The sequence below is a fragment of the Achromobacter sp. UBA4530 genome (assembly GCF_002388205.1).
Lineage (GTDB): Bacteria > Pseudomonadota > Gammaproteobacteria > Burkholderiales > Burkholderiaceae_B > Achromobacter > Achromobacter animicus.
Window position 1 is genome coordinate 88226 of sequence record NZ_DGMA01000028.1, and the last position, 19115, is coordinate 107340.

Annotated in this window: 19 protein-coding genes and 1 tRNA gene; 6 read left to right on the forward strand and 14 right to left on the reverse strand. The window is 65.9% G+C overall.

The window, feature by feature from the left end; translation table 11 throughout:
* Nucleotides 1-63 precede the first annotated feature (63 nt).
* From B2W22_RS20535 to B2W22_RS20560, 6 genes are read right to left on the reverse strand one after another with little or no spacing between them, the layout of a single operon-like run.
* Entirely contained in the window at nucleotides 64-1077 is a 1014-nt protein-coding gene (locus tag B2W22_RS20535; protein ID WP_286939372.1) for a siderophore ABC transporter substrate-binding protein, read from the reverse strand.
* Nucleotides 1074-1850 (reverse strand): ABC transporter ATP-binding protein, encoded by a 777-nt coding sequence (locus B2W22_RS20540; RefSeq protein WP_286939373.1) that lies wholly within the window; start codon nucleotides 1848-1850, stop codon nucleotides 1074-1076. Before B2W22_RS20540 ends, B2W22_RS20535 begins: the two co-directional genes overlap by 4 nt.
* A complete protein-coding gene (locus tag B2W22_RS20545; RefSeq protein ID WP_286939389.1) occupies nucleotides 1847-2794 on the reverse strand; it encodes an iron chelate uptake ABC transporter family permease subunit in 948 nt (315 codons plus the stop codon). Before B2W22_RS20545 ends, B2W22_RS20540 begins: the two co-directional genes overlap by 4 nt.
* Entirely contained in the window at nucleotides 2794-3735 is a 942-nt protein-coding gene (locus tag B2W22_RS20550) for an ABC transporter permease (protein ID WP_286939374.1), read from the reverse strand. The genes B2W22_RS20545 and B2W22_RS20550 overlap by 1 nt, the downstream gene beginning before the upstream one ends.
* Complete coding sequence (locus tag B2W22_RS20555; protein ID WP_286939375.1) at nucleotides 3735-5489, reverse strand: ABC transporter ATP-binding protein; 1755 nt, start codon at nucleotides 5487-5489, stop codon at nucleotides 3735-3737. The genes B2W22_RS20550 and B2W22_RS20555 overlap by 1 nt, the downstream gene beginning before the upstream one ends.
* On the reverse strand, nucleotides 5483-7270 hold the full coding sequence (locus tag B2W22_RS20560; RefSeq protein ID WP_286939376.1) for an ABC transporter ATP-binding protein: 1788 nt from the start codon (nucleotides 7268-7270) through the stop codon (nucleotides 5483-5485). Before B2W22_RS20560 ends, B2W22_RS20555 begins: the two co-directional genes overlap by 7 nt.
* A gap of 139 nt (nucleotides 7271-7409) precedes the next feature.
* On the opposite strand from B2W22_RS20560, the gene B2W22_RS20565 reads away from it, so the two are divergent.
* Nucleotides 7410-8018, forward strand: coding sequence for a TetR/AcrR family transcriptional regulator (locus tag B2W22_RS20565; RefSeq protein ID WP_175184992.1), 609 nt, complete (start codon nucleotides 7410-7412; stop codon nucleotides 8016-8018).
* On the opposite strand, the gene B2W22_RS20570 is transcribed toward B2W22_RS20565, so the two are convergent.
* The gene (locus B2W22_RS20570; protein ID WP_239213779.1) at nucleotides 8015-9040 is read right to left on the reverse strand and encodes a LacI family DNA-binding transcriptional regulator; all 1026 of its coding nucleotides are present in this window, start codon (nucleotides 9038-9040) and stop codon (nucleotides 8015-8017) included. The two genes, B2W22_RS20565 and B2W22_RS20570, sit on opposite strands and share 4 nt — an antisense overlap.
* A 131-nt stretch (nucleotides 9041-9171) precedes the next feature.
* Between B2W22_RS20570 and B2W22_RS20575 the strand changes: the two genes are divergently transcribed.
* The 4 genes from B2W22_RS20575 to B2W22_RS20590 all read left to right on the forward strand — a co-directional run bounded on the left by B2W22_RS20575 (nucleotide 9172) and on the right by B2W22_RS20590 (nucleotide 13945).
* Nucleotides 9172-9729, forward strand: coding sequence for a TRAP transporter small permease (locus B2W22_RS20575; RefSeq protein WP_175138561.1), 558 nt, complete (start codon nucleotides 9172-9174; stop codon nucleotides 9727-9729).
* A gap of 43 nt (nucleotides 9730-9772) precedes the next feature.
* Complete coding sequence (locus B2W22_RS20580) at nucleotides 9773-11053, forward strand: TRAP transporter large permease (protein WP_286939377.1); 1281 nt, start codon at nucleotides 9773-9775, stop codon at nucleotides 11051-11053.
* 31 nt (nucleotides 11054-11084) lie between these two features.
* The gene (locus B2W22_RS20585; protein WP_286939379.1) at nucleotides 11085-12101 is read left to right on the forward strand and encodes a TRAP transporter substrate-binding protein; all 1017 of its coding nucleotides are present in this window, start codon (nucleotides 11085-11087) and stop codon (nucleotides 12099-12101) included.
* A gap of 62 nt (nucleotides 12102-12163) precedes the next feature.
* The gene (locus B2W22_RS20590) at nucleotides 12164-13945 is read left to right on the forward strand and encodes an IlvD/Edd family dehydratase (RefSeq protein ID WP_286939380.1); all 1782 of its coding nucleotides are present in this window, start codon (nucleotides 12164-12166) and stop codon (nucleotides 13943-13945) included.
* Between the two features lie 19 nt (nucleotides 13946-13964).
* Here B2W22_RS20590 and B2W22_RS20595 read toward each other — a convergent pair whose 3' ends face one another.
* From B2W22_RS20595 to B2W22_RS20625, 7 genes are all read right to left on the reverse strand, one after another.
* Complete coding sequence (locus tag B2W22_RS20595) at nucleotides 13965-14444, reverse strand: YbaN family protein (RefSeq protein WP_349679464.1); 480 nt, start codon at nucleotides 14442-14444, stop codon at nucleotides 13965-13967.
* 145 nt (nucleotides 14445-14589) lie between these two features.
* Nucleotides 14590-15564: a tetratricopeptide repeat protein gene (locus tag B2W22_RS20600; RefSeq protein WP_286939381.1), complete on the reverse strand. Its 975-nt coding sequence runs from the start codon at nucleotides 15562-15564 to the stop codon at nucleotides 14590-14592.
* Between the two features lie 13 nt (nucleotides 15565-15577).
* Nucleotides 15578-15654, reverse strand: a tRNA-Val gene (locus B2W22_RS20605).
* Nucleotides 15655-15808: 154 nt separating this feature from the next.
* Nucleotides 15809-16474, reverse strand: coding sequence for a phosphoribosylanthranilate isomerase (locus tag B2W22_RS20610; RefSeq protein WP_286939382.1), 666 nt, complete (start codon nucleotides 16472-16474; stop codon nucleotides 15809-15811).
* Between the two features lie 56 nt (nucleotides 16475-16530).
* Complete coding sequence (locus tag B2W22_RS20615) at nucleotides 16531-17628, reverse strand: TRAP transporter substrate-binding protein (protein WP_286939383.1); 1098 nt, start codon at nucleotides 17626-17628, stop codon at nucleotides 16531-16533.
* Between the two features lie 52 nt (nucleotides 17629-17680).
* Nucleotides 17681-18490, reverse strand: coding sequence for a tRNA pseudouridine(38-40) synthase TruA (gene truA / locus B2W22_RS20620; protein ID WP_286939385.1), 810 nt, complete (start codon nucleotides 18488-18490; stop codon nucleotides 17681-17683).
* Nucleotides 18491-18493: 3 nt separating this feature from the next.
* Nucleotides 18494-18754, reverse strand: a complete 261-nt coding sequence (locus B2W22_RS20625) for a hypothetical protein (RefSeq protein ID WP_175123988.1) — start codon at nucleotides 18752-18754, stop codon at nucleotides 18494-18496.
* 110 nt (nucleotides 18755-18864) lie between these two features.
* On the opposite strand from B2W22_RS20625, the gene B2W22_RS20630 reads away from it, so the two are divergent.
* Nucleotides 18865-19115, forward strand: a 251-nt coding sequence (locus B2W22_RS20630; RefSeq protein ID WP_286939387.1) for a hypothetical protein, incomplete at its 3' end; no start/stop codon positions are given.

Here is a 19115-nt window from a genome sequence, read left to right on the forward strand (position 1 = left end):
ATCCGGGCGACTGGGAATCATTTACGTTTGGATCGGCAATGACGCGCGGGGCGTCTTGAGAAATCAGTTCCGGTAAGGCCTCTTGACTTCGTCGATCATGAGATGCAGCGACTTCACGCTGGCGGCAGTGACATACCAGGCCTCGGCGTCGGCAAAGACCACGCGGCCGTCTTGCCACGCGGCCGTCTGACGCAGCAGCGGGTTGCCCAGCGTCTCAGCGTTCAGGGCCGGCCGGCGTTCCATCACGGCCGTGCGGTCGACCACGTAGACGATGCCCGGGTTCGCCTGCTGGATGAATTCGCTGGAGATCGGCTGGCCATGCAGGCCGCCATCGGCCAAGGGACTGGCCGGTTTCACGCCCAGCGCCTTGAAGATGAAGCCGTAACGGGAATGCACGCCGAACGAACTGAAGGCGCCGTTGTTGTGCAGCACGACGAGCGCCGTTTCCGGACGATCGCGGATGAGCGCGCGGGCCGCCTCAACCTTGGCGTCCAGATCAGCCGCCTTCCTGCGGGCAAGGTCCTCCTTGCCGAAAATGCGCCCCAGCGTCAGCAGATGGTCCTTGACGATCTCGATGTGGTCGGCCTGACTGTCGCGGTAGTCCACGTCGAAGTGGATGGTCGGCGCGATCTGGCTCAGCTCCTTGTAGTGGTTCGCCTGCAGCGAGGTGATCAGGATGAGATCCGGCTTTGCCGCGTGCACGCGCTCCAGATTCGGCTGGACGATGGCGCCCATGTCCTGCACGTCGGGCGCGTCGCGGTAGCGGACCAGGAAGTGCGGCACGAAGTCCTTGGGCATGCCCACGACGGGGACGCCCAGCTCGTCCAGAAAATCGACTTCGTTCATGTCCAGGGCCACCACGCGCTGCGGCAGCCGGTCGATCACGGTCTCGCCCAGCTTGTGTTTGACGGTGATCGGAACATAAGCATTCTGCGACGGCGCATCCGCGGGTGCCGCGGCGGCCGTTGCCGCCGCGGCCTTGGGCGTGTCCGTGGCTTGCCCGCAGCCGTGCAGCGCCGCTGTTGCGGCCAATGCCGCGGCTAGCAGCAGCGCCCTCGGCCAGTGCGACAGGATCATTTCAGTTCTCCAGGGGGATTGAAGTAGTTGCACAGGCGACCGCGATCGCCCTGCGTGATCTCGAAATCCAGTCCATACAGTTCGCGCAGCCGGTCTTCGGTCATGACCTCATGCACCGCGCCCGCGCAATGCACCACCCCGCCCTTCAGCGCGACGACATGGTCCGAATAGCTGGCCGCGAAGTTGATGTCGTGCACGACCAGGATCACGGTGCGGCCGTGGTCGTCGCACAGGCGGCGCAGCGCACGCATGATCTGGACTGCGTGCCGGATGTCCAGGTTGTTCAGCGGCTCGTCCAGCAGCAGGCAATCGGTCTGCTGCGCGATGGTCATGGCCATGAATGCCATCTGCCGCTGGCCGCCGCTCAGCTCGTCCAGGTAGGCGCGGCGCAGCGGCTCCAGCGATAGAAACGTGATGGCCTCGTCGATCGCCTGCATGTCCTGCGGCGTCAAGGCGCCGCGGCTGTAGGGAAAGCGCCCGAATGCCACCAGGTCTTCCACCGTGAGCCGCAGGTTGAAGTCGGGAGACTGGCGCAAGGTGGCGACGCGCCGCGCGTAATCGGCGCGGCGCATGTCCGCCACGCTGCGGTTGCCGATGAAGACGTCGCCCTGCGTCGGTTCCATCAACCGCGCCATCATCATCAGGAGCGTGGTCTTGCCCGCGCCGTTCGGGCCGATGAGCGATGTCAGCTTGCCTTCGGGGAACTGCAGGCTCACGTCGCGCAGGACGGCTTTCGCGCCATGGGTTTTGCAAAGATTTCTGGTCGTGATCATGCGGCGCCCCGCGTGCGCGCTATCAGCGCGAGAAACCAGCCGCCGCAGACCAGGTTGACCAGGATGCCGACGGTGGTCTTGTAGTTGAAGATGTGCTCGACCGCGAGCTGGGCCAGGATGAACATGCCGACGGCGATGGCGCAGCCGGTGGGCAATGTGATGCGGTGCCGGCGTGTGCGCGCCAGGGCATACGCGGTGTTGGCCACGAAGATGCCCATGAACGCCGTGGGTCCCAGCAGGCTGGTGGAAACGGCAACCAGCACCGCGATCAAGGCCAGATGCAGTTGCACGGCCCGCGGATGGTCAACACCCAGCGACATGGCTTGGTCACGCCCCAGCGACAGGACGTCCAGCGTCGGCAATTGCCTGCGTCCGGCCAGGCATATCGCGGCAACAACGGCGGCGGATGCCAGCAACTGCGCCGGTTCGGCCTTGCCGAACGAGGCCTGGGTAAAGCCCAGCAGGATCGAGAACTCGCCCGGACTGGTCTTCAGTTGCACGAACTGCGTGAAGGTGCCGATCACCATGGTCAGCACCAGTCCCACCAACAGCAGGAAGTACACGTTCTGCCTGCCGCGGCGGAACAGCCAGCGATGCAGAATCCACGAATACGCCAGCATCACCAGGACCGAGACCAGGAAGTTGGCGTTCGGCCCCAGCAGCACCAGGCTTTGCGTGCCCAGCGCCAGGATCAACACGGACTGCAGCAGCAGGTACACCGCCTCGTAGCCCATGATGGCGGGCGTGAGGATCCGGTTGCCGGTCAGGGTCTGGAACACGATCGACGACCACGCGATGCAGACACCGCCGATCACCATGGCCGCCAGCCGCGCGAGGCGTTTGGGGATGACGTAGTCGAAGTCCAGGCCCGACCGGAAAAACAGGAACACCACGGCCAACGCGATGACCGCCATCCAGACCGCGTTCCGGGAAGCTGCGCGCATCATCGGTGCTTCCAGAGAATTAGCGCCAGGAACAGGACGCCGCCCACGCCCCCCGCCGTCAGGCCAATGGGCACCTCGAACGGATAGATCAGCATGCGCCCCAGGATGTCGCAGACCAGCAGCAGCGACGCGCCGCCCAAGGCGACGACGGGCAGCGTGCGGCCCAGGTTGTCGCCGTAGTGGAGCGCGACCATATTGGGCACCACCAAACCCACGAACGGAATCGCGCCCACCGTGATGACCGTGGCCGACACCGTGACCGCCACCAGCATCAGGCCCAGCGCGACGGTGGCCGGATAATTCAGCCCCAGGCTTGCGGCCATGTCCTCGCCCATGCCGGCCACCGTGAAGCGGTGCGCATACAGGTACGTCAGCACGACGATCGGCAGGATGAGATAGATGATCTCGTAATTGCCCTGCACGATCTTGGAGAAGTCGCCCAGCAGCCAGCCCTGCATGCTTTGCAGGATGTTGTTGCGATAGGCATGGAATTCGGCCAGCGCGCTCAGCACGCCGCCGAACATCAGCCCCATCACGGGCACCAGCACCGTGTTCTTGAACCGGATGCGGCGCACGATCATGACGAAGGCCAGGCTGGCTGCAAAGCAGAATGCCAGCGCAAACGCCATCCGCCCGCCCGGCCCCATCGACGGCGCCACCGTCAGCGCAACCAGGATGCCCAGCTTGGCGGCGTCCAGCCCGCCGCAGGTGGCGGGTTCGACGAACTTGTTGCGCACGATGTGCTGCAGGATCACACCGCACACCGACAGGCCGACGCCCGTCAGCACCAGCGCGGCCAGCCGAGGCAGGCGGCTGGCGGTCAGCGTCAGCCACGCGTCGCCGGACAACGTAAACAGCTGCGTCCAGGCCAACTGCCGCGCCCCGACCAGGAGGGACGCGCCGCACAGCATGACGAACAGCACCGACAGCCCGGCACGCATCAGACGCGGTCTCCGGCGATGCGCCAACCCTTGGCGGCCTCGCGCTGCGTCAGGAATTGCGCGTACCGCCCGCCGCTCGCGCGCAGCGCCGCCGGCGTGCCCGCTTCGACGATCCGGCCGTCCTCCACCACCGCGATCTCATCAGCCATCGCCACCGTCGACAACTGATGCGCAATGACCACCAGCGTCCGCTTGCCGCGCAGGCGCGCCAGCGTGCTGGCGATGACGGCCTGATTGCCCGCGTCCAGCGCCGCAGTGGCCTCGTCCACCAGCAGGATGGGCGCGTTGCTGATCAGCGCGCGGGCGATGGCGATGCGCTGGCGCTCGCCGCCCGACAGCCGCGCGCCGCCCTCGCCCACCGGCGTGTCCATGCCTTGCGGCAGGCGGGCGGCAATCTCGTCCACGCCCGCTTCCCGCGCGGCGTGCAGGACATCGGCATCATCACTGCCCGGCCGGCCGGCACGGATGTTGTCGGCAATGGTGCCGGTAAAAAGATAGGTGTCCTGGAATATCTGGCTGATGTGGCCGGCCAGTTGCGTGCTGGCGATCTGCCGCACGTCAACGCCGCCGATGTGCACGCTGCCTTGCGTCAGGTCGAAGAATCGCGCGATCAGCCGCACCAGCGTGGTCTTGCCGGACCCCGATGCGCCGACCAGCGCGACCATGCTGCCCGGCTCGATGCGCAGGTTCAGGCCGTGCAGCACGTCGGGCGTGTCCTGCGCGTAGCGAAAGCGCACGTCGCGCAATTCGATGGACGCGTCGCGCGGCGTCTGCGGTGCGGCGGGCTCCGGCAAGGGCGCCGCCGCAAAAAGCGCGTCGATCTCATCAAGCTGGGCGCGCGCGCCGCGCAGCACCTCGCCGTAGCCGGCAACCTCGAGCAGGCCGTCGATGTAGCGCACCGCCAGCAGCATCGCGACAACGGCGGCCACCAATTGCCCGTTAGCGGCGCCGGCGGCGAGCAGTCCGTTGAGCCACAGAGCCGCCGCGATCAGCAGGGCGGCAAAGACGGCCTGGACCGCCCAGACGTTGAGGACGGCCGCGGCCGCCGACCGCCAGATCAGGCGCGTGCCCGATCGGCGCTGCGCGTCGAGGGATTGCTCGATGTGCCGCATGCCGCCGCCTTCCGCGCTGAAGGCGCGCAGCACCGACTGCGCCTGCGCAAACTCCACCACGCGCTGGCTGGTTTCGGCAAAGCGCCGATGAAACTCGGCGTCGGCGCGCCCCGCCAACCGCGCGGTCAGCGCCAGCACGCCCGCCAGCAGCGGCAGCGCCGCCAGTGCGATCAGCCCCAGCAGCCAATGCTGCGCAAACAGCGCCGCCACCAGCACGAGGGGCGCCGCCACACCTGCGACGAGCGGCGTGAAGACGTGCGCGGGCAACTGGGCCACGGTCATCATGCCCTGCGTGACGACATGGCTGAGACGCGCGGTGTTCTGCGGCGTTAACCAGCCGACAGGCAGGCGCGCCACATGGTCGCCCAGCCGATGGCGGCCAGCCTGCAGGATGGCGACGCCCACACGCACGCCGGCCCGTTCGACCGGCAGGCGTAGCGCCCCGCAGCACACCACCCCGGCGAGCACCGCAGCCAGCCACGCAGCGGCCTGCCGCGTGTCGCCGGCCAGCAGATGCGTAAGCAGCGGCGCCGTGGCCGCCATGGTCAGCCCGCAGGCCAGCCCGTAGGCGGCCGCCAGCCACCCGTAGCGGCGCAGGAAGGCAACGTCGTTGCCAAGCAGGCGCACAAAGGTCGTCAGCATGCCGGCTCCTCTTGCGCCGTCGCCATCGCATGACCGCCCTGCGCCCACAGCCGCGCATAGCAGCCGCCATGCGCCAGCAGCGCGTCGTGCCGCCCCTGTTCGGTGATGGCCCCGTCTTCCAGGACCAGGATGTGATCGGCATGCACCACCGTGTCCAGCCGGTGCGCGATCACCAGCAGCGTGCGACCCCGCGCAAAGCGCGACAGCGCCTCCTGGACGGCCGCTTCGTTGCCGGCATCGGCTGCGGCCGTGGCCTCGTCCAGCACCAGCACGGGCGGATCCAGCAGGACGGCGCGCGCGATGCTCACGCGTTGGCGTTCCCCGCCCGAGAGCTGCGCGTCTTCGCCGATCACGGCGTCGTAGCCGCGCGGCAGGGCCAGGATGCGTTCGTGGATGTTGGCGGCGCGCGCGGCGGCTTCGATTTCCTGCTGGGTGGCGCCCGGCCGGCCCAGCGCGATGTTGTCACGCACGCTGGCGTGGATGAGCCGCACCTCCTGCAGCACGAAGCCGATGCGCCGGTAGAGCTGCGCGCTCTCGATCTGGCGCAGGTCCGCGCCGCCGAGTGTGATGCGCCCTTGCGCCGGGTCGAAGAAGCGCACCAGCAGGCGGGCGAGCGTGGATTTGCCGACGCCGGACGGGCCGACAATGGCGGTCACCGTGCCGGGCGCCAGCGTGAACGTGATGCCGGACACGGCCTCGTGACCATCGCCGTAGCGGTAGCTGACATCCTCGAACCGCACTTCATGCCCTTTAGGAATCTGGCCGTGGCCGGCCGCCGGCGCCTTCAGCACGGGCGTATTCATCAGCGCCAGCACCCGTTGCGCCGCGCCCGTGGCGCTGCCCAGATCGTGCAACAGCGTGTGCAGCAACAGCATCGGCGCGCAGATGCCCGGCGCCACCAATGCGAAAGGCAGCACGTCCACCGGCGCCATCCACTCCAGCGCCACGAACAGCGCGCCCGCGCCCAGCACCACGCCCAGAACCGTGACCGGCGCGATCAGCGCGTGGGCCCGCGCCATCGCGGCGACCAATGGCCGGGTGAAGTCGGCAAAAGCCGCGGCAAAGCCGTCCACCGCGTCCCGGTAGCCGCGATGCGCCTTGCCGGCATCGCCAAACGCCTTGACCACGGGTATGCCATTGACGAATTCGACGGTCGCGCCGTTGAGGCGGCCAAGGCGTTCCATGAACACCGGCATGTTCGCGCCGCCCGCCTTCATGGCCCGCCGCAGAAAGAGGAAGAAGCCCGGAAACGGCAGCAACGCCGCGATGGCAAGGCGCCAGTCCTGCGCAAACAGGTAGACCGCCGACGCCGCGATGGCGCCGCCGGCGCGTCCCACCGCCGTGAAGAAATGCGCGGTGAGGCTGTGCAGCGTCGCCATGTCGTCCTGCAATGCCTGTTTGACCTCGCCGGAGGCCCGGTCCGTGAACCAGCCCAGCGGCACTTGCGCCAACCGCCTCGCGCCGGCCAGACGCAGATGATGCGTGATCCGGTTGTCGGCCAGGTGGGCGGTCAGTTCGGCAGCCGACACCAGCGCCATGCCCGTGAACAGGCACGCGACGGCAGCGGCGACAGTCCACCAAAGCTCGGGAGCTGTTGGTTCGGGACCTTCCAGGAAGAGGCGAGCAATGTGTGCGATGGCGGCGAGCGGCGCCAGCGTGAGCATGGTGCCAACTGCGGCAAGCGCGGCTGCGGCAATGAGTCGCCCGCGAATCGGGGTCAACACCAGGCTGAGCGGGCCGGGGTGTTTAGCGTGGGCCGGCGCGGCTCCGGAAGTGCTCATGAACGAAGTACCAGGACGAAGTTGATAATTATTTGCATCACTATAAACTAAATCTTGAAATAGTTGCACAGCAATAAACTAAATAATTGCGGGACGGGTTAAAGTGCGGGAACGCCGACGCCAACACCAGGGATCAGACATGCAGCCGCCAGAGCGCCGCCCCGCACGGGGACGCCCTCCCACCATCACCCGCGAGCGGATCGCCGATGCCGGCATCGCCGTGGGCCTGCCCAACATCACGTTCGTCGGCGTCGCAGCGGCGCTGGGCGTCAGCCACATGGCGCTGTACAAGCACGTGCCCAGCCTGGAAGAGCTCAAGCGCCTGGTCGCCGAGGAGATCTTCAATCGGTGGCAGATTCCGCAGGCCTGTAGCCACGATCGCGGCGATCTCAAGGACTACCTGACGGTGTTCGCGACATCCGTGCGCGAGTTCGTCAAGGCGCATCCGGGCGTGACGCCCTACGTCATCCGGCGGCTGGCCGCGACGCCGTCCATGCTGGCGAAGATCGACGGGCATCAGCGCCACATCGCCGACGCCTATGGCATCTCAAAGGAACAATCGCGCATCCTGCTGGCGACCGTGGCGTTTCACGGCCTTGCGGTGGCGGACACGGTGTATTCGGTTGCCGGGCTGGAGCCGGTTGTCGACGCCGCGCGCACGGCGGAAGAATCCGAGATGGAAGTGGAACTGGATCAGGGCATGCAGGCGCTGATCATCGGATTGATGGCGATGCTGGAGGGCGCTTAGCTGGTTTCGCGCTGGACCAGTTCGAAACCCAGATCCACGTGCCGCTCGGGCACGGGTTCGCCCGCCAGATGCTGCATGAGCAATCGCGCGGCGGATAGCCCGATCTGATAGCGCGGCGTGGCGATGGTAGACAGCGGCGGCGTGGTCCAGGCCGTGCCCGCCAGGTCATGAAACCCGACGATCGCCATTTGCGCCGGCACCTGCAACCCATCGCGGCCGCATTGGAACACCGCGCCCTGCGCCAGGTCGTCGTTGCAGAAGAACACGGCGTCGCAATCCGGGTGGCGCGCGTGCAGGTCCTGCATCAACGCGGCCCCCAGGCTGATCGACGATTTCTCCGGCGTCATGATTTCCAGCGCCGCGTCATACAAGCCTGCATCGCGTAGCGCCTGCCGGCACCCCTCGCAACGGCGCAGCGACCGCGGATCCAACTGCGCGCCGATGATGCCGATGCGGCGGTAGCCGCGTTCCACCAGATGACGGCCGGCCGCGTAGCCCGAGTCGAATTGCGAGAACCCGACGCTCATGTCGTCGTTGCCTTCCAGCGTTTCGATCGTGTGCACCGTGGGAATCGCCTGCGCGCGCAGCAGTTCCCAGACGCCCGGATTGTGATCGATGCCGGTCAGCACCAACCCGTCGGGCGAGTGCTGCAGGTACTTGCGCAGCAGCGCCTCTTCTTCGTCCGGCGAGTAGCCCGTGACGCCGATCAGCATGTGGTAGCCGTGCTGGTCCAACACGTCCTTGATGCCTGTGATGATGTCCACGAAGACCACGTTGCTCAGCGACGGAATCAGCACCACGATGGTCTGCGACCGCGCCGATGCAAGCGCGCTGGCGGCGTGGTTGGGCACGTAGCCAAGCTCCTGGCACACCCGCGCGATGTGCTGGCGCAGGTCTTCCCCCACCTTGTCCGGCGTGCGCAGCGCCCGCGAGACCGTGATGGCGCTGACGCCGACGCGCCGCGCGACGTCCTGCATGGTGACGCGGCCGGCGCGCGAGCTTCGGGGTTTGCGGATGGACATGGACCCTCGCGGTGAATGCAAGCGCGTAGTCTGACGGAAAAAAAGAGGCTTGCCAAAGCAAAAATGTTAGCGCTAACATGATCCGCATCAAATGATTAGAAAAACTCCGGAAAAATGGAGAGGAGACAACCATGCAAGCTTCCCCATTGGGGCGGCCGGGGCCATCGCGTCCCGGCCGGTCGCCGCTGGCCCGCGCCGCGGACTGGTGTTTTGTGCTGCAGACCTGGCTGATGGTGGCCTGTCTGATCGTGATGGTCGTGCTGCTGTTCGGCAACGTGGCGCTGCGCTATCTCTTCAACTCCGGCATCAACGTGTCCGACGAGGTCTCGCGCCTGGCCTTTGTCTGGATGATCTTCCTGGGCGCGGTGATCGCGCTGCGCGAACACCAGCACATCGGGGTCACCATGATGGTGGAACGCTTCGGCCCGGGCGCGCGCCGCGTGTCGCACATTGCCTGCCAGCTGATGATCCTGTGGGTGCTGTGGCTGATGGCCGAAGGCGGCTGGGTCCAGACGGTGATCGGCATGGACACCGTGCTGCCGGTCACCGGCATGCCGCTGGCCGTCTTTAACGCGGCCGGCCTGTATGCCGCCGTGGCGATGGGCATCCTGACCCTCATCGACCTGGTCCGCGTGATTGCGGGCGGCCCGCTGCCGGCGGAGTCCAGTCCGGAAGACCCGGCGGTGTGAACCCGCCCCTCCCCGCCCCCAATCACCTGCCCGGATATCCGCAATGATCCTGACCGTCTTCCTAGTCGTGCTGCTGGGGCTGATCGCCCTGGGCATGCCGATCGCCTTCGCGCTCATCATCAGCGCGATCGTCATGATGTTCCAGCTGGACTTCTACGACACCCAGCTCCTCGCCCAGAACATGCTGTCCGGCGCCAACAGCTTCACGCTGATGGCGGTGCCGCTTTTCATGCTGGCCGGCGAACTGATGAACGCCGGCGGCATCTCGCGGCGCATCGTGCATCTGGCCAACACGTTCGTGGGCCACATCCAGGGCGGCCTGGGATATGTGGCCATTTTCGCCAGCGTGCTGCTGGCGTCGCTATCCGGCTCGGCCGTGGCCGATGCGGCAGCGCTGGGATCGCTGCTGATCCCGATGCTGCGCGAAAAGGGTTATGAGGCCGGCCAGGCGTCGGGCCTGATCGCCGCCGGCGGCATCATCGCGCCCATCATTCCGCCGTCGATCTCGTTCATCATCTTCGGCGTCGCCACCAATGTGTCGATCACCAAGCTGTTTTTCGCCGGCATCGCGCCGGGCCTCATGATGGGGCTCACGCTGGTGGCCGTGTGGGCCTGGGTGGCGCGCAAGCACGGCAGCATCAAGCCCGCACCGCGCGAGCCCTGGAGCAACCGCCTGAAGGCGCTGCGCGGCTCGCTATGGGCGCTGTTCCTGCCGGTCATCATCATCGGCGGCCTGCGGGGCGGCATCTTCACGCCCACGGAGGCAGCCGTCGTCGCCGCCGTGTATGCGCTGCTGGTCAGCCTCTTCGTCTACCGCGAGATCGGCTGGCGCGACCTGGGGCCGCTCTTCGTCAACGCCGCGCGCACCACCGCTGTGGTCATGTTCCTGGTGGCGGCCGCCATGGTGTCGTCCTACATGATCACGCTGGCGGATCTGCCGCAGGACCTGATCGCACTGCTGGAGCCGGTCATGGATCAGCCCAAGATGCTGATGTTCGCCCTGCTGATTCTGCTGACCCTCGTCGGCACGGTGATGGATCTGACGCCGACCATTCTGATCCTCGGCCCCGTGCTCATGCCCGTCGTCATCAAGGCCGGCATCGACCCCGTCTACTTCGGCGTCATGTTCGTCATGGTCGGCAGCGTCGGCCTGCTGACGCCACCGGTGGGCACGGTGCTCAACGTGGTTTGCGGCGTGGCCCGCATCAATATGGAAACCATCTGCAGAGGGGTGTGGCGCTACGTCGTGGCCTACACGCTGCTGCTGGTCCTGCTGGTGATCTTCCCCGAACTGATCACCGTACCCGCACGCTGGATGCACTAGCGGCACTTGAAACCCCCCGAGGAGAAACACCATGATCAAGCAATTCAAGACCCGCATTCTTGTCCTGGCGACGGTGCTGTCCTGCACCGTCGCCGGGGTGGCAGCGGCTGCGGACGTCAAGCCGCGCCTCATCCGCTTCGGCTACGGGCTGAACGAGGAAAGCGTGCAGGGCCGCGCGGCCCGCCATCTGGCGCAGGAACTGGAAAAGGTCAGCGGCCGCAAGCTCAAGATGCGGACCTTCGGCTCGGCCAACCTGGGTTCCGACGAACAGATGCAGAGCGCGCTGGTGGGCGGCGCGCAGGAAATGATGGTGGGGTCCACCGCGCCGCTGGCGGGCATGGTCAAGGAGTTCGGCGTGTTCGACCTGCCTTTCCTGTTCAACAGCGAAAAAGAAGCCGACGCGGTGCTGGACGGCCCGCTCGGGCAGGATCTGCTGAAAAAACTGGAAGCCAAAGGTCTGGTCGGCCTGGTCTATTGGGAAAACGGCTTTCGCAACATGACCAATTCCAAGCGGCCGATCACGCGCGCCGAGGACCTGCAGGGCATCAAGCTGCGCGTCATGCAGAACCAGATCGCGCTGGGTGTGTTCAACACGCTGGGCGCCAACGCGGTGCCGATGCCGTTCTCGGAACTGTTCACCGCGCTGGAAACGCGCACGGTAGACGGCCAGGAAAATCCCATCACCACGATCCAGAGCAGCAAATTCTACGAGGTGCAGCCCTACCTGACCATCACGCGCCACGTCTACACGCCGTGGGTGGTGATGGCGTCCAAGAAGTGGTGGGACACGCTGTCGCCCGACGAGCAGAAGCTGATCCGCCAGGCCGCCGCGTCGTCGCGCGACTTCGAAAGGCAGGACAGCCGCGCCGATTCCACCAAGGCCATGGGCACGCTTGAAAAGAACGGCATGAAGATCAACACCGTCACGCCGGAAGAGGTGGCCCGCATGCGCCAGAAGGTGCAGCCCGTGGTCGACAAGTACACGCAAGAGCTCGGCCCGGAACTGGTCAAGCAGCTGAACGACGAAATCCAGAAGGCGCGCAACTAGCGCCAATGGTGGCCCGGATCCGCTTTTGGTCCGGGCCAGTAAGCAACCGAAGCGAGACAGCCATGTCCCAGACACCCCGCCGACTGCGCAGCCAGAAATGGTTCGACGATCCTTCGCACGCCGACATGACGGCGATCTACGTCGAGCGCTATCTCAACTACGGCCTGACGCGCCAGGAACTGCAGTCGGGGCGGCCGATCATCGGCATCGCGCAGACGGGCAGCGACCTGGCGCCCTGCAATCGCCATCATCTGGCGCTGGCCGAGCGCATCAAGGCGGGCATCCGGGACGCCGGCGGCATCCCCATGGAATTCCCGGTGCATCCGCTGGCCGAACAGGGCCGGCGGCCTACCGCGGCGTTGGACCGCAATCTGGCGTATCTGGGTTTGGTTGAAATCCTGCACGGCTATCCGCTGGACGGCGTGGTGCTGACCACCGGATGCGACAAGACGACGCCCGCTTGCCTGATGGCCGCGGCCACCGTGGACATTCCGGCCATCGTGCTGTCCGGCGGACCCATGCTGGATGGCTGGCATGAGGGGCAGCGCGTGGGATCGGGCACCGTCATCTGGCACGCGCGCAACCTGATGGCCGCAGGCAAGCTGGACTACGAAGGCTTCATGACGCTGGCCACGGCATCGTCGCCGTCGATCGGCCACTGCAACACCATGGGCACCGCCCTGTCCATGAATTCGCTGGCCGAAGCGCTGGGCATGTCGTTGCCCACCTGTGCCAGCATTCCCGCGCCGTATCGCGAACGCGGCCAGATGGCCTATGCCACCGGCATGCGCATCTGCGACATGGTGCGCGAAGACCTGCGGCCTTCGCACATCATGACGCGGCAGGCGTTCGAAAACGCCATCGTCGTTGCCTCGGCACTGGGCGCGTCCAGCAACTGCCCGCCGCATCTGATCGCGATTGCGCGCCACATGGGCGTCGACCTGAGCCTGGACGATTGGCAGCGGCTGGGCGAAGACGTGCCGCTGCTGGTCAACTGCGTGCCGGCCGGCGAGCACCTGGGCGAAGGCTTTCACCGCGCGGGCGGCGTGCCGGCCGTGCTGCACGAGCTGCTGGCCGCGGGCCGTCTGCATCCTGACTGCGGGACCGTGTCGGGCAAGACCATCGGCGACATTGCCGCAGCGTCCAAGACCCATAACACCGACGTCATCCGAAGCTGCGACACGCCGCTCAAGCACCGCGCCGGCTTCATCGTGCTGTCCGGCAACTTCTTTGATAGCGCCATCATCAAGATGTCGGTCGTGGGCGAGGCATTTCGCCGCGCGTACTTGTCGGAGCCCGGTTCGGAAAACGCCTTCGACGCCCGCGCCATCGTGTTCGAAGGCCCCGAGGACTATCACGCCCGCATCGAAGACCCGGCCCTGAACATCGACGAACATTGCATTCTGGTGATCCGCGGCGCGGGCGCCGTGGGATACCCCGGCAGCGCGGAAGTCGTGAACATGGCGCCGCCGTCGCATCTGATCAAGCGCGGCATCGACTCACTGCCCTGCATGGGCGACGGCCGCCAGAGCGGCACGTCGGCCAGTCCGTCCATCCTGAACATGTCGCCGGAAGCTGCGGTGGGCGGCGGGTTGGCGCTTCTGCGCACCGGCGACCGGATCCGCGTGGACCTGAACCAACGGTCGGTCATCTTGCAGGTGGATGAATCGGAACTGGAACGGCGCCGCCAGGAACCGGCATACGAAGCGCCGCCGTCGCAGACGCCCTGGCAGGAGCTCTACCGGCAGACCGTGGGACAACTGTCCACGGGCGGGTGCCTGGAGGCGGCGACGCTGTATTTGAAGGTGGTGGAGACGCGCGGGGATCCGCGGCATTCGCATTGAGGTATGCGGGCCGTGCGGGCTATTTGCGAGCAGGCGTGTCGGCCGGGTCCGAGGCGGATTCTGTCGTTGCGTCGGAAGGCAGTTTGGCAGTCGGTTCGGTGAGCGGTTCGGCTGCTGGGTCAGTGGCCTGGCTCTCGGTACGCGGGCCCGGCCGGCTGAGCACGTAGGCCGCGCTGGCCAGAAAGAAGATGCCCACGCCGATGGCCAGCAACGGCGAGGGATTTGCGCTCCAGTAGAACAACACATAGCCCGCTGCCATGCCCAGGCTGGCGTACGTCTTGCCCTTGCGCGATACCGCGCCCTGTTCACGCCAGGCGCGCAGCGATGGACCGTATGTCGGACTGTCCAGCAGCCATTTCTCGAGCCGGGGCGACGAGCGCGAAAAGCAGCCCACGGCCAGGATCAGGAAGATCGTCGTCGGCATCACCGGCAGAAAGGCGCCGATGACGCCCAGCGCCAGCATCAGGCAGCCCAGGCATAACCAAAGTGCTCTCATCATGATGGTGTGCAGGATATCGCAAATGGGCGGGCGGAGAACCGGCTGCTTCGCGCCGCGTCCATTGCCTGCTCCGCCCGGATCGTCTGCCCTGCCCGCAACGTCTGCCCTGCCCGCATCATCTTCGACGCCCCCGGCATCGACCGGCTCAGGATGCGGCGGGCTCAGGCATGCGGGCGCGCAGCATCCTGACGAATTCCGCATCAGGACTGCCGCCTGCGTCACGCGCCCGGTGAACCATGGCCCACGCCTCGCCATACTGGCCGCGCCAGTAGTAAGCAGTGGCCCATGACGCATACAGATAACCCTTGTCCGGCTCGACGGCCTCGCCCTTGCGGTACCACTCGTCGGAACGCGTCGTGGCCGCGATGCGCGCCTCGGGCGGCAGCGTCTTGTCTTCTGCCGCACAACGCGCCGCGATCCGGCCCGCGTCCGCATAAATGCCGCGAAACGCGGGCGGATTCAAACTGATCGCGCGGTCCATCATGCTCATCGCCTGGCAGACTTTGCGCTGGCTTTCCAGAATGACCGCGAAACCCGCGTATACCTCGGCGTTGTCGGGATTGAGCAGCCAGGCCTGATTGAAGCGCCGCATGGCTTGGCCGGGCTGGTCTTCACGGAAAAGGCGATAGCCCTCTTCGACCCGCGCCTGCGCTGCCGCCGATGGCGACGCAAACGCTTTCGCGGCCTGTGCAACCTGTTGTTCATCGCCCGCGCGCAACGCTGCGGCCGCGCGGCGATCTGCGCCGGCATACATCGGCGCCTCGTCGCTAGCCGTTTGCGCCGGCGACGGCGCCTTGATTGCGCAGCCGGGCAGCCACAGCAACTGAGCCAGAACGAACGCCTTCAACGTGCAGTGCATGGGCGGGCTTTGAATTGGGAAAGAAGGAATATACCTGCGCGGGTATTGATGCGACGCTATTGCGATACCAAGGCAACAGCGTTGCGATACCGATGCGGCGATGGTGCGAACCCATGCAGCGAGTTGCGAACCGATGCGAGGATCGCGCCGCGCGCTTGATTTGCTAAAAGCACCGTCGCACGCAGAAAAGCAAAAAGCCGCGAAGTCGTAAGACTGTCGCGGCTTTTCAGGTCTGTGTCCGACTAGCTCTATCGAACACACCTTTGCAGGAATTTGGTAGGCGGTATTGGAATCGAACCAACGACCTCCACGATGTCAACGTGGCGCTCTAACCAGCTGAGCTAACCGCCTGCAAAGAAGAAGAATTATATAGTGCTTTTTTAAACTGTGCAAATCGTCTTGGAAGATTTTTTGCAGTTTTTATTGCGTTTCGGGTTTTGCGGCACTTACCTTGCGGCCTTGCCAAACTGCCTTTTCGCAACACGCTCTAAAGCGCTTTAAAGCACTACTTCTTTTCCTTCAATTTCGTGTCTGCGTCATGTGCCGCAGCAACGAAGAACGAGATTCTATCAGAACTTTTTATTCCTTGCTCGACTTCAACGCCACTACTCACATCAATCGCCCAAGGCCGCACGGATTCGATAGCGGCGCCGACGTTTTCTGCATTCAATCCGCCGGACAGAATCAACGGACGGGACATGGGATCGGCCCGCACATCATCCAGCAACGCGTAGTCGAAACCATGTCCGCTACCGCCATAACCGGCGCTGTAGCTGTCGAACAACCATCCCGCGGCCTGGCCGTATGCGCGGCAAGTGGCTGCCAGGGTTTCCGCCGTCTCCAGGCCGGGCGCGCCGGCACGGAAGGCCCGCAGGTGGCGATGCCCGTAGCGCGCGCATTCCAGCGGCGTTTCGTCGCCGTGGAATTGCAGCAGGTCGGGCCCGACTTCGTCCAGTACCGTGCGCACCTCTTCCTCTTGCGCATTCACGAAGAGCGCGACGACGTCGACAAACGCCGGCACCCCGCGGCGCAACTGCGCGGCGCGCGTGGGCGTGAGGCAACGTTTGCTTTTGGGATAGAAGACAAAGCCGATCGCGTCGGCGCCTGCCGAAACGGCGGCTTCAATGTCTTCTTCGCGGGTCAGCCCGCAGATCTTTATGCGTGTACGCATGGCATTTTCTGGATGTGTCGCCCCGCGGCGACTGGATGGGCCAGTATATCCGGCCCCTACGCCCCGGGCGCGCCCAGCGTCGCCACCATGTTGTCAAAGCTGCCCTCGGCCATGCGGAACCACGGGACCTGCTTGCCGCGGAAAGCCAGCATGCTGTCGTAGAGCTTCTTGAACGTCGCGTCTTTCGCGCTTAATTCATTGCAGGCCGCCACCGTGGCTTCGTGCGCAGCTTGCAGCACCGGCCGCGGATACGCCTTCAATTGCGCACCCTGCGACACCAGCCGGCGCAGTGCATCGGGATTGTTGGCATCGAACGCGGCAATCATGTCGTTGCATGCGGCGGCGCAGGCTAGGGACAGCGCGGTCTGATAGGCCTTGGGCAGCTCGCCATACGCGTCTTGATTGACGTACAGCGACAACTGCTGCGTGCCGGCCCACCAGCCCGGAAAGTAATAATTTCGCGCGACTTCGAACAACGCAAACCGCTCATCGTCGAACGGGCCGATTGTCGCCGCCCCGTCCACCACGCCTTGCGCCAACGCGGCATGCACATCGCTCGCGGGTATGTCGACCGGCGTCGCGCCAAGTCGCGACAGGATGTGGGCGGCAAAGCCATCGGCCGCTACCTTCAGGCCGCGCAGGTCATCAACGGTCTTGATCTCGCCGCGGAACCACCCGCCCATTTGTGCGCCGGTATAGCCGCAGGGAAAGTTCAGGATGCCGAACTTGGCGAAGGCCTCGCGCGTCAGCGTCAGACCCTCGCCTTTCCGCATCCATGCGTTCATCTGGCGCGTGTTCAATCCAAATGGCACGCCACCGTCAAAGCAAAGCGCCGGATCGGTAGTGAAATACTTGGCCGATGCCGCATGGCCGCATTCGACGATGCGGTGCTGCACGGCTTCCAGCGCCTGGCCCGGTTGGAACAGCTGGCCGGCCGGAAAGACCTCGATGTTGAAGCGCCCGTCCGTGACCTCGGCCACATAACGCGCGACGTCGGCGGCCCCCGCAAACAGCGTCGCCGCATCGGCCGAAAAGTCCGAAGCCAGCCGCCAGGTGAGGTTGGGTGCTTCCTGCGCAATGGCGGGAGCGGCCAGCACGGCGCTGCCGGCGGCGGCGCCCAGGGCGGTCTGCTTCAGAAACGCGCGGCGTTGCATGGCGCATGCCTCCAGAAAGGCGCGGGATCCCGCCGGCTGCGCGGCGGCTTCCCTAATAGGATTGAGTAAAGGGCGACAGCAGCGACGCCCCGCCATCGAGTTCGCGCAGCCCGAAGGCTTCCGGGTAATCGATGCTGGCAAGGTACAGGCCATCCGGCGCAAAGGTGGGCGCGCCGCGTTTGCGGTCGCGCCACGCCAGAAGCTGCGTCATCCAGTCCACCGTTTCCCTGCCCTGCCCGACCTGCAGCAGCGCACCCATGATGTTGCGCACCATGTGATGCAGAAAGGCATTTGCCTTCAGCGTGAAGACGAGGAACGGTCCGCGCTCTTCGATCTCGAGGCTGTGCATGTGGCGCACCGGATGCTTGGCCTGGCATTGCGAGGAACGGAAGCTGGAAAAATCATGCTCGCCGACTAGCGCCTGCGCGGCCGCGCGCATGGCGTCCACATTCAGCGGCTGAAAGCACCAGCCCGCACGCCCTGCCCACAGCGCCGGACGCACCCGGCCGCGCCAGAGCAGATAGACGTATGTGCGAGCGCGCGCCGAAAAGCGCGCGTGGAATTCGTCGGAGACTTCTTCTGCCCATTGCACGGAGATACTGGGCGGCAAAAACGCATTGACGCCACGCACCCAGGATTCGGTCTTGCGGTTCAGTGCGGTGTCCAAGTGGACCACCTGCATCGCGCCATGCACGCCGGTGTCGGTGCGCCCGGCGCAGATCGTGGGCACGGGATCGGCGACGCCACAGAAACTGGCCAGGGCGGATTCCAGCGAATCCTGCACCGTCTGCCGGTGCGGCTGTGTCTGCCAACCCTGCCAGGCGGAGCCGTCATACGCCAGCCCCAATGCAACTCTAGACATGCTTCAAACCCGAGGACCGCCGATACGGCGCGGTTCGTCCGTGGGCGGTACGTCCAGGTCGAGATTGATGGTGTCGAGCTTGCGGTTCAGCGCTGCCGTATCCAGCGCGGGCTCGTTGTAGGTATAGCTGTCCTCGTCATCGTCGTCACGCCGCGCGGCGGCCCGGCGCAATAGCCAGGCAATGGCGAAGGCGACCAGCGCCAGCACCGCGGTAACGATTACGAGAAGATTGTCGGCCAGCCAGCCGGGCATGCCAGTTTGCACAGTTTTGTCCGGAAGCGTGCCGACGGGTTTGTCGGCGTCGGAGGGTGAGGAGGTCGTGGCGCCGGGGGTGCTTGCCGCGTTCGGGGTGCCTGCTGCACCTGGGGTGCCTGTTGCACCTGGGGTGCCTGCTGCGCCCGGCGTGCCTGCTACGCTCGGAGTACCTCCTGCGCGCGGAGTACCTGCTGCACCCGAAGTGCCTGCTGCATCCGAAGTGCCTGCTGCACCCGAAGTGCCTGCTGCGCCCGGCGTGCCTGCTGCGCCCGGAGCACCTGCTGCGCCCGGAGTACCTCCTCCGCCCGGAGTACCTGCTGCGCCCGGCGTGCCTGCTCCGCCCGGAGGGCGTGCTGCGAGCGGAGTACCT

Bases quoted from the DNA above. Each gene is read 5' to 3' on its own strand.
- B2W22_RS20585 (WP_286939379.1), top strand. From the start codon at position 11,085: ATGATCAAGCAATTCAAGACCCGCATTCTTGTCCTGGCGACGGTGCTG.
- B2W22_RS20575 (WP_175138561.1), top strand. From the start codon at position 9,172: ATGCAAGCTTCCCCATTGGGGCGGCCGGGGCCATCGCGTCCCGGCCGG.
- B2W22_RS20570 (WP_239213779.1), bottom strand. From the start codon at position 9,040: ATGTCCATCCGCAAACCCCGAAGCTCGCGCGCCGGCCGCGTCACCATG.
- truA (WP_286939385.1), bottom strand. From the start codon at position 18,490: ATGTCTAGAGTTGCATTGGGGCTGGCGTATGACGGCTCCGCCTGGCAG.
- B2W22_RS20590 (WP_286939380.1), top strand. From the start codon at position 12,164: ATGTCCCAGACACCCCGCCGACTGCGCAGCCAGAAATGGTTCGACGAT.
- B2W22_RS20595 (WP_349679464.1), bottom strand. From the start codon at position 14,444: ATGATGAGAGCACTTTGGTTATGCCTGGGCTGCCTGATGCTGGCGCTG.
- B2W22_RS20550 (WP_286939374.1), bottom strand. From the start codon at position 3,735: ATGCGTGCCGGGCTGTCGGTGCTGTTCGTCATGCTGTGCGGCGCGTCC.
- B2W22_RS20610 (WP_286939382.1), bottom strand. From the start codon at position 16,474: ATGCGTACACGCATAAAGATCTGCGGGCTGACCCGCGAAGAAGACATT.
- B2W22_RS20560 (WP_286939376.1), bottom strand. From the start codon at position 7,270: ATGAGCACTTCCGGAGCCGCGCCGGCCCACGCTAAACACCCCGGCCCG.
- B2W22_RS20545 (WP_286939389.1), bottom strand. From the start codon at position 2,794: ATGCGCGCAGCTTCCCGGAACGCGGTCTGGATGGCGGTCATCGCGTTG.
- B2W22_RS20580 (WP_286939377.1), top strand. From the start codon at position 9,773: ATGATCCTGACCGTCTTCCTAGTCGTGCTGCTGGGGCTGATCGCCCTG.
- B2W22_RS20615 (WP_286939383.1), bottom strand. From the start codon at position 17,628: ATGCAACGCCGCGCGTTTCTGAAGCAGACCGCCCTGGGCGCCGCCGCC.
- B2W22_RS20540 (WP_286939373.1), bottom strand. From the start codon at position 1,850: ATGATCACGACCAGAAATCTTTGCAAAACCCATGGCGCGAAAGCCGTC.
- B2W22_RS20565 (WP_175184992.1), top strand. From the start codon at position 7,410: ATGCAGCCGCCAGAGCGCCGCCCCGCACGGGGACGCCCTCCCACCATC.
- B2W22_RS20535 (WP_286939372.1), bottom strand. From the start codon at position 1,077: ATGATCCTGTCGCACTGGCCGAGGGCGCTGCTGCTAGCCGCGGCATTG.
- B2W22_RS20555 (WP_286939375.1), bottom strand. From the start codon at position 5,489: ATGCTGACGACCTTTGTGCGCCTGCTTGGCAACGACGTTGCCTTCCTG.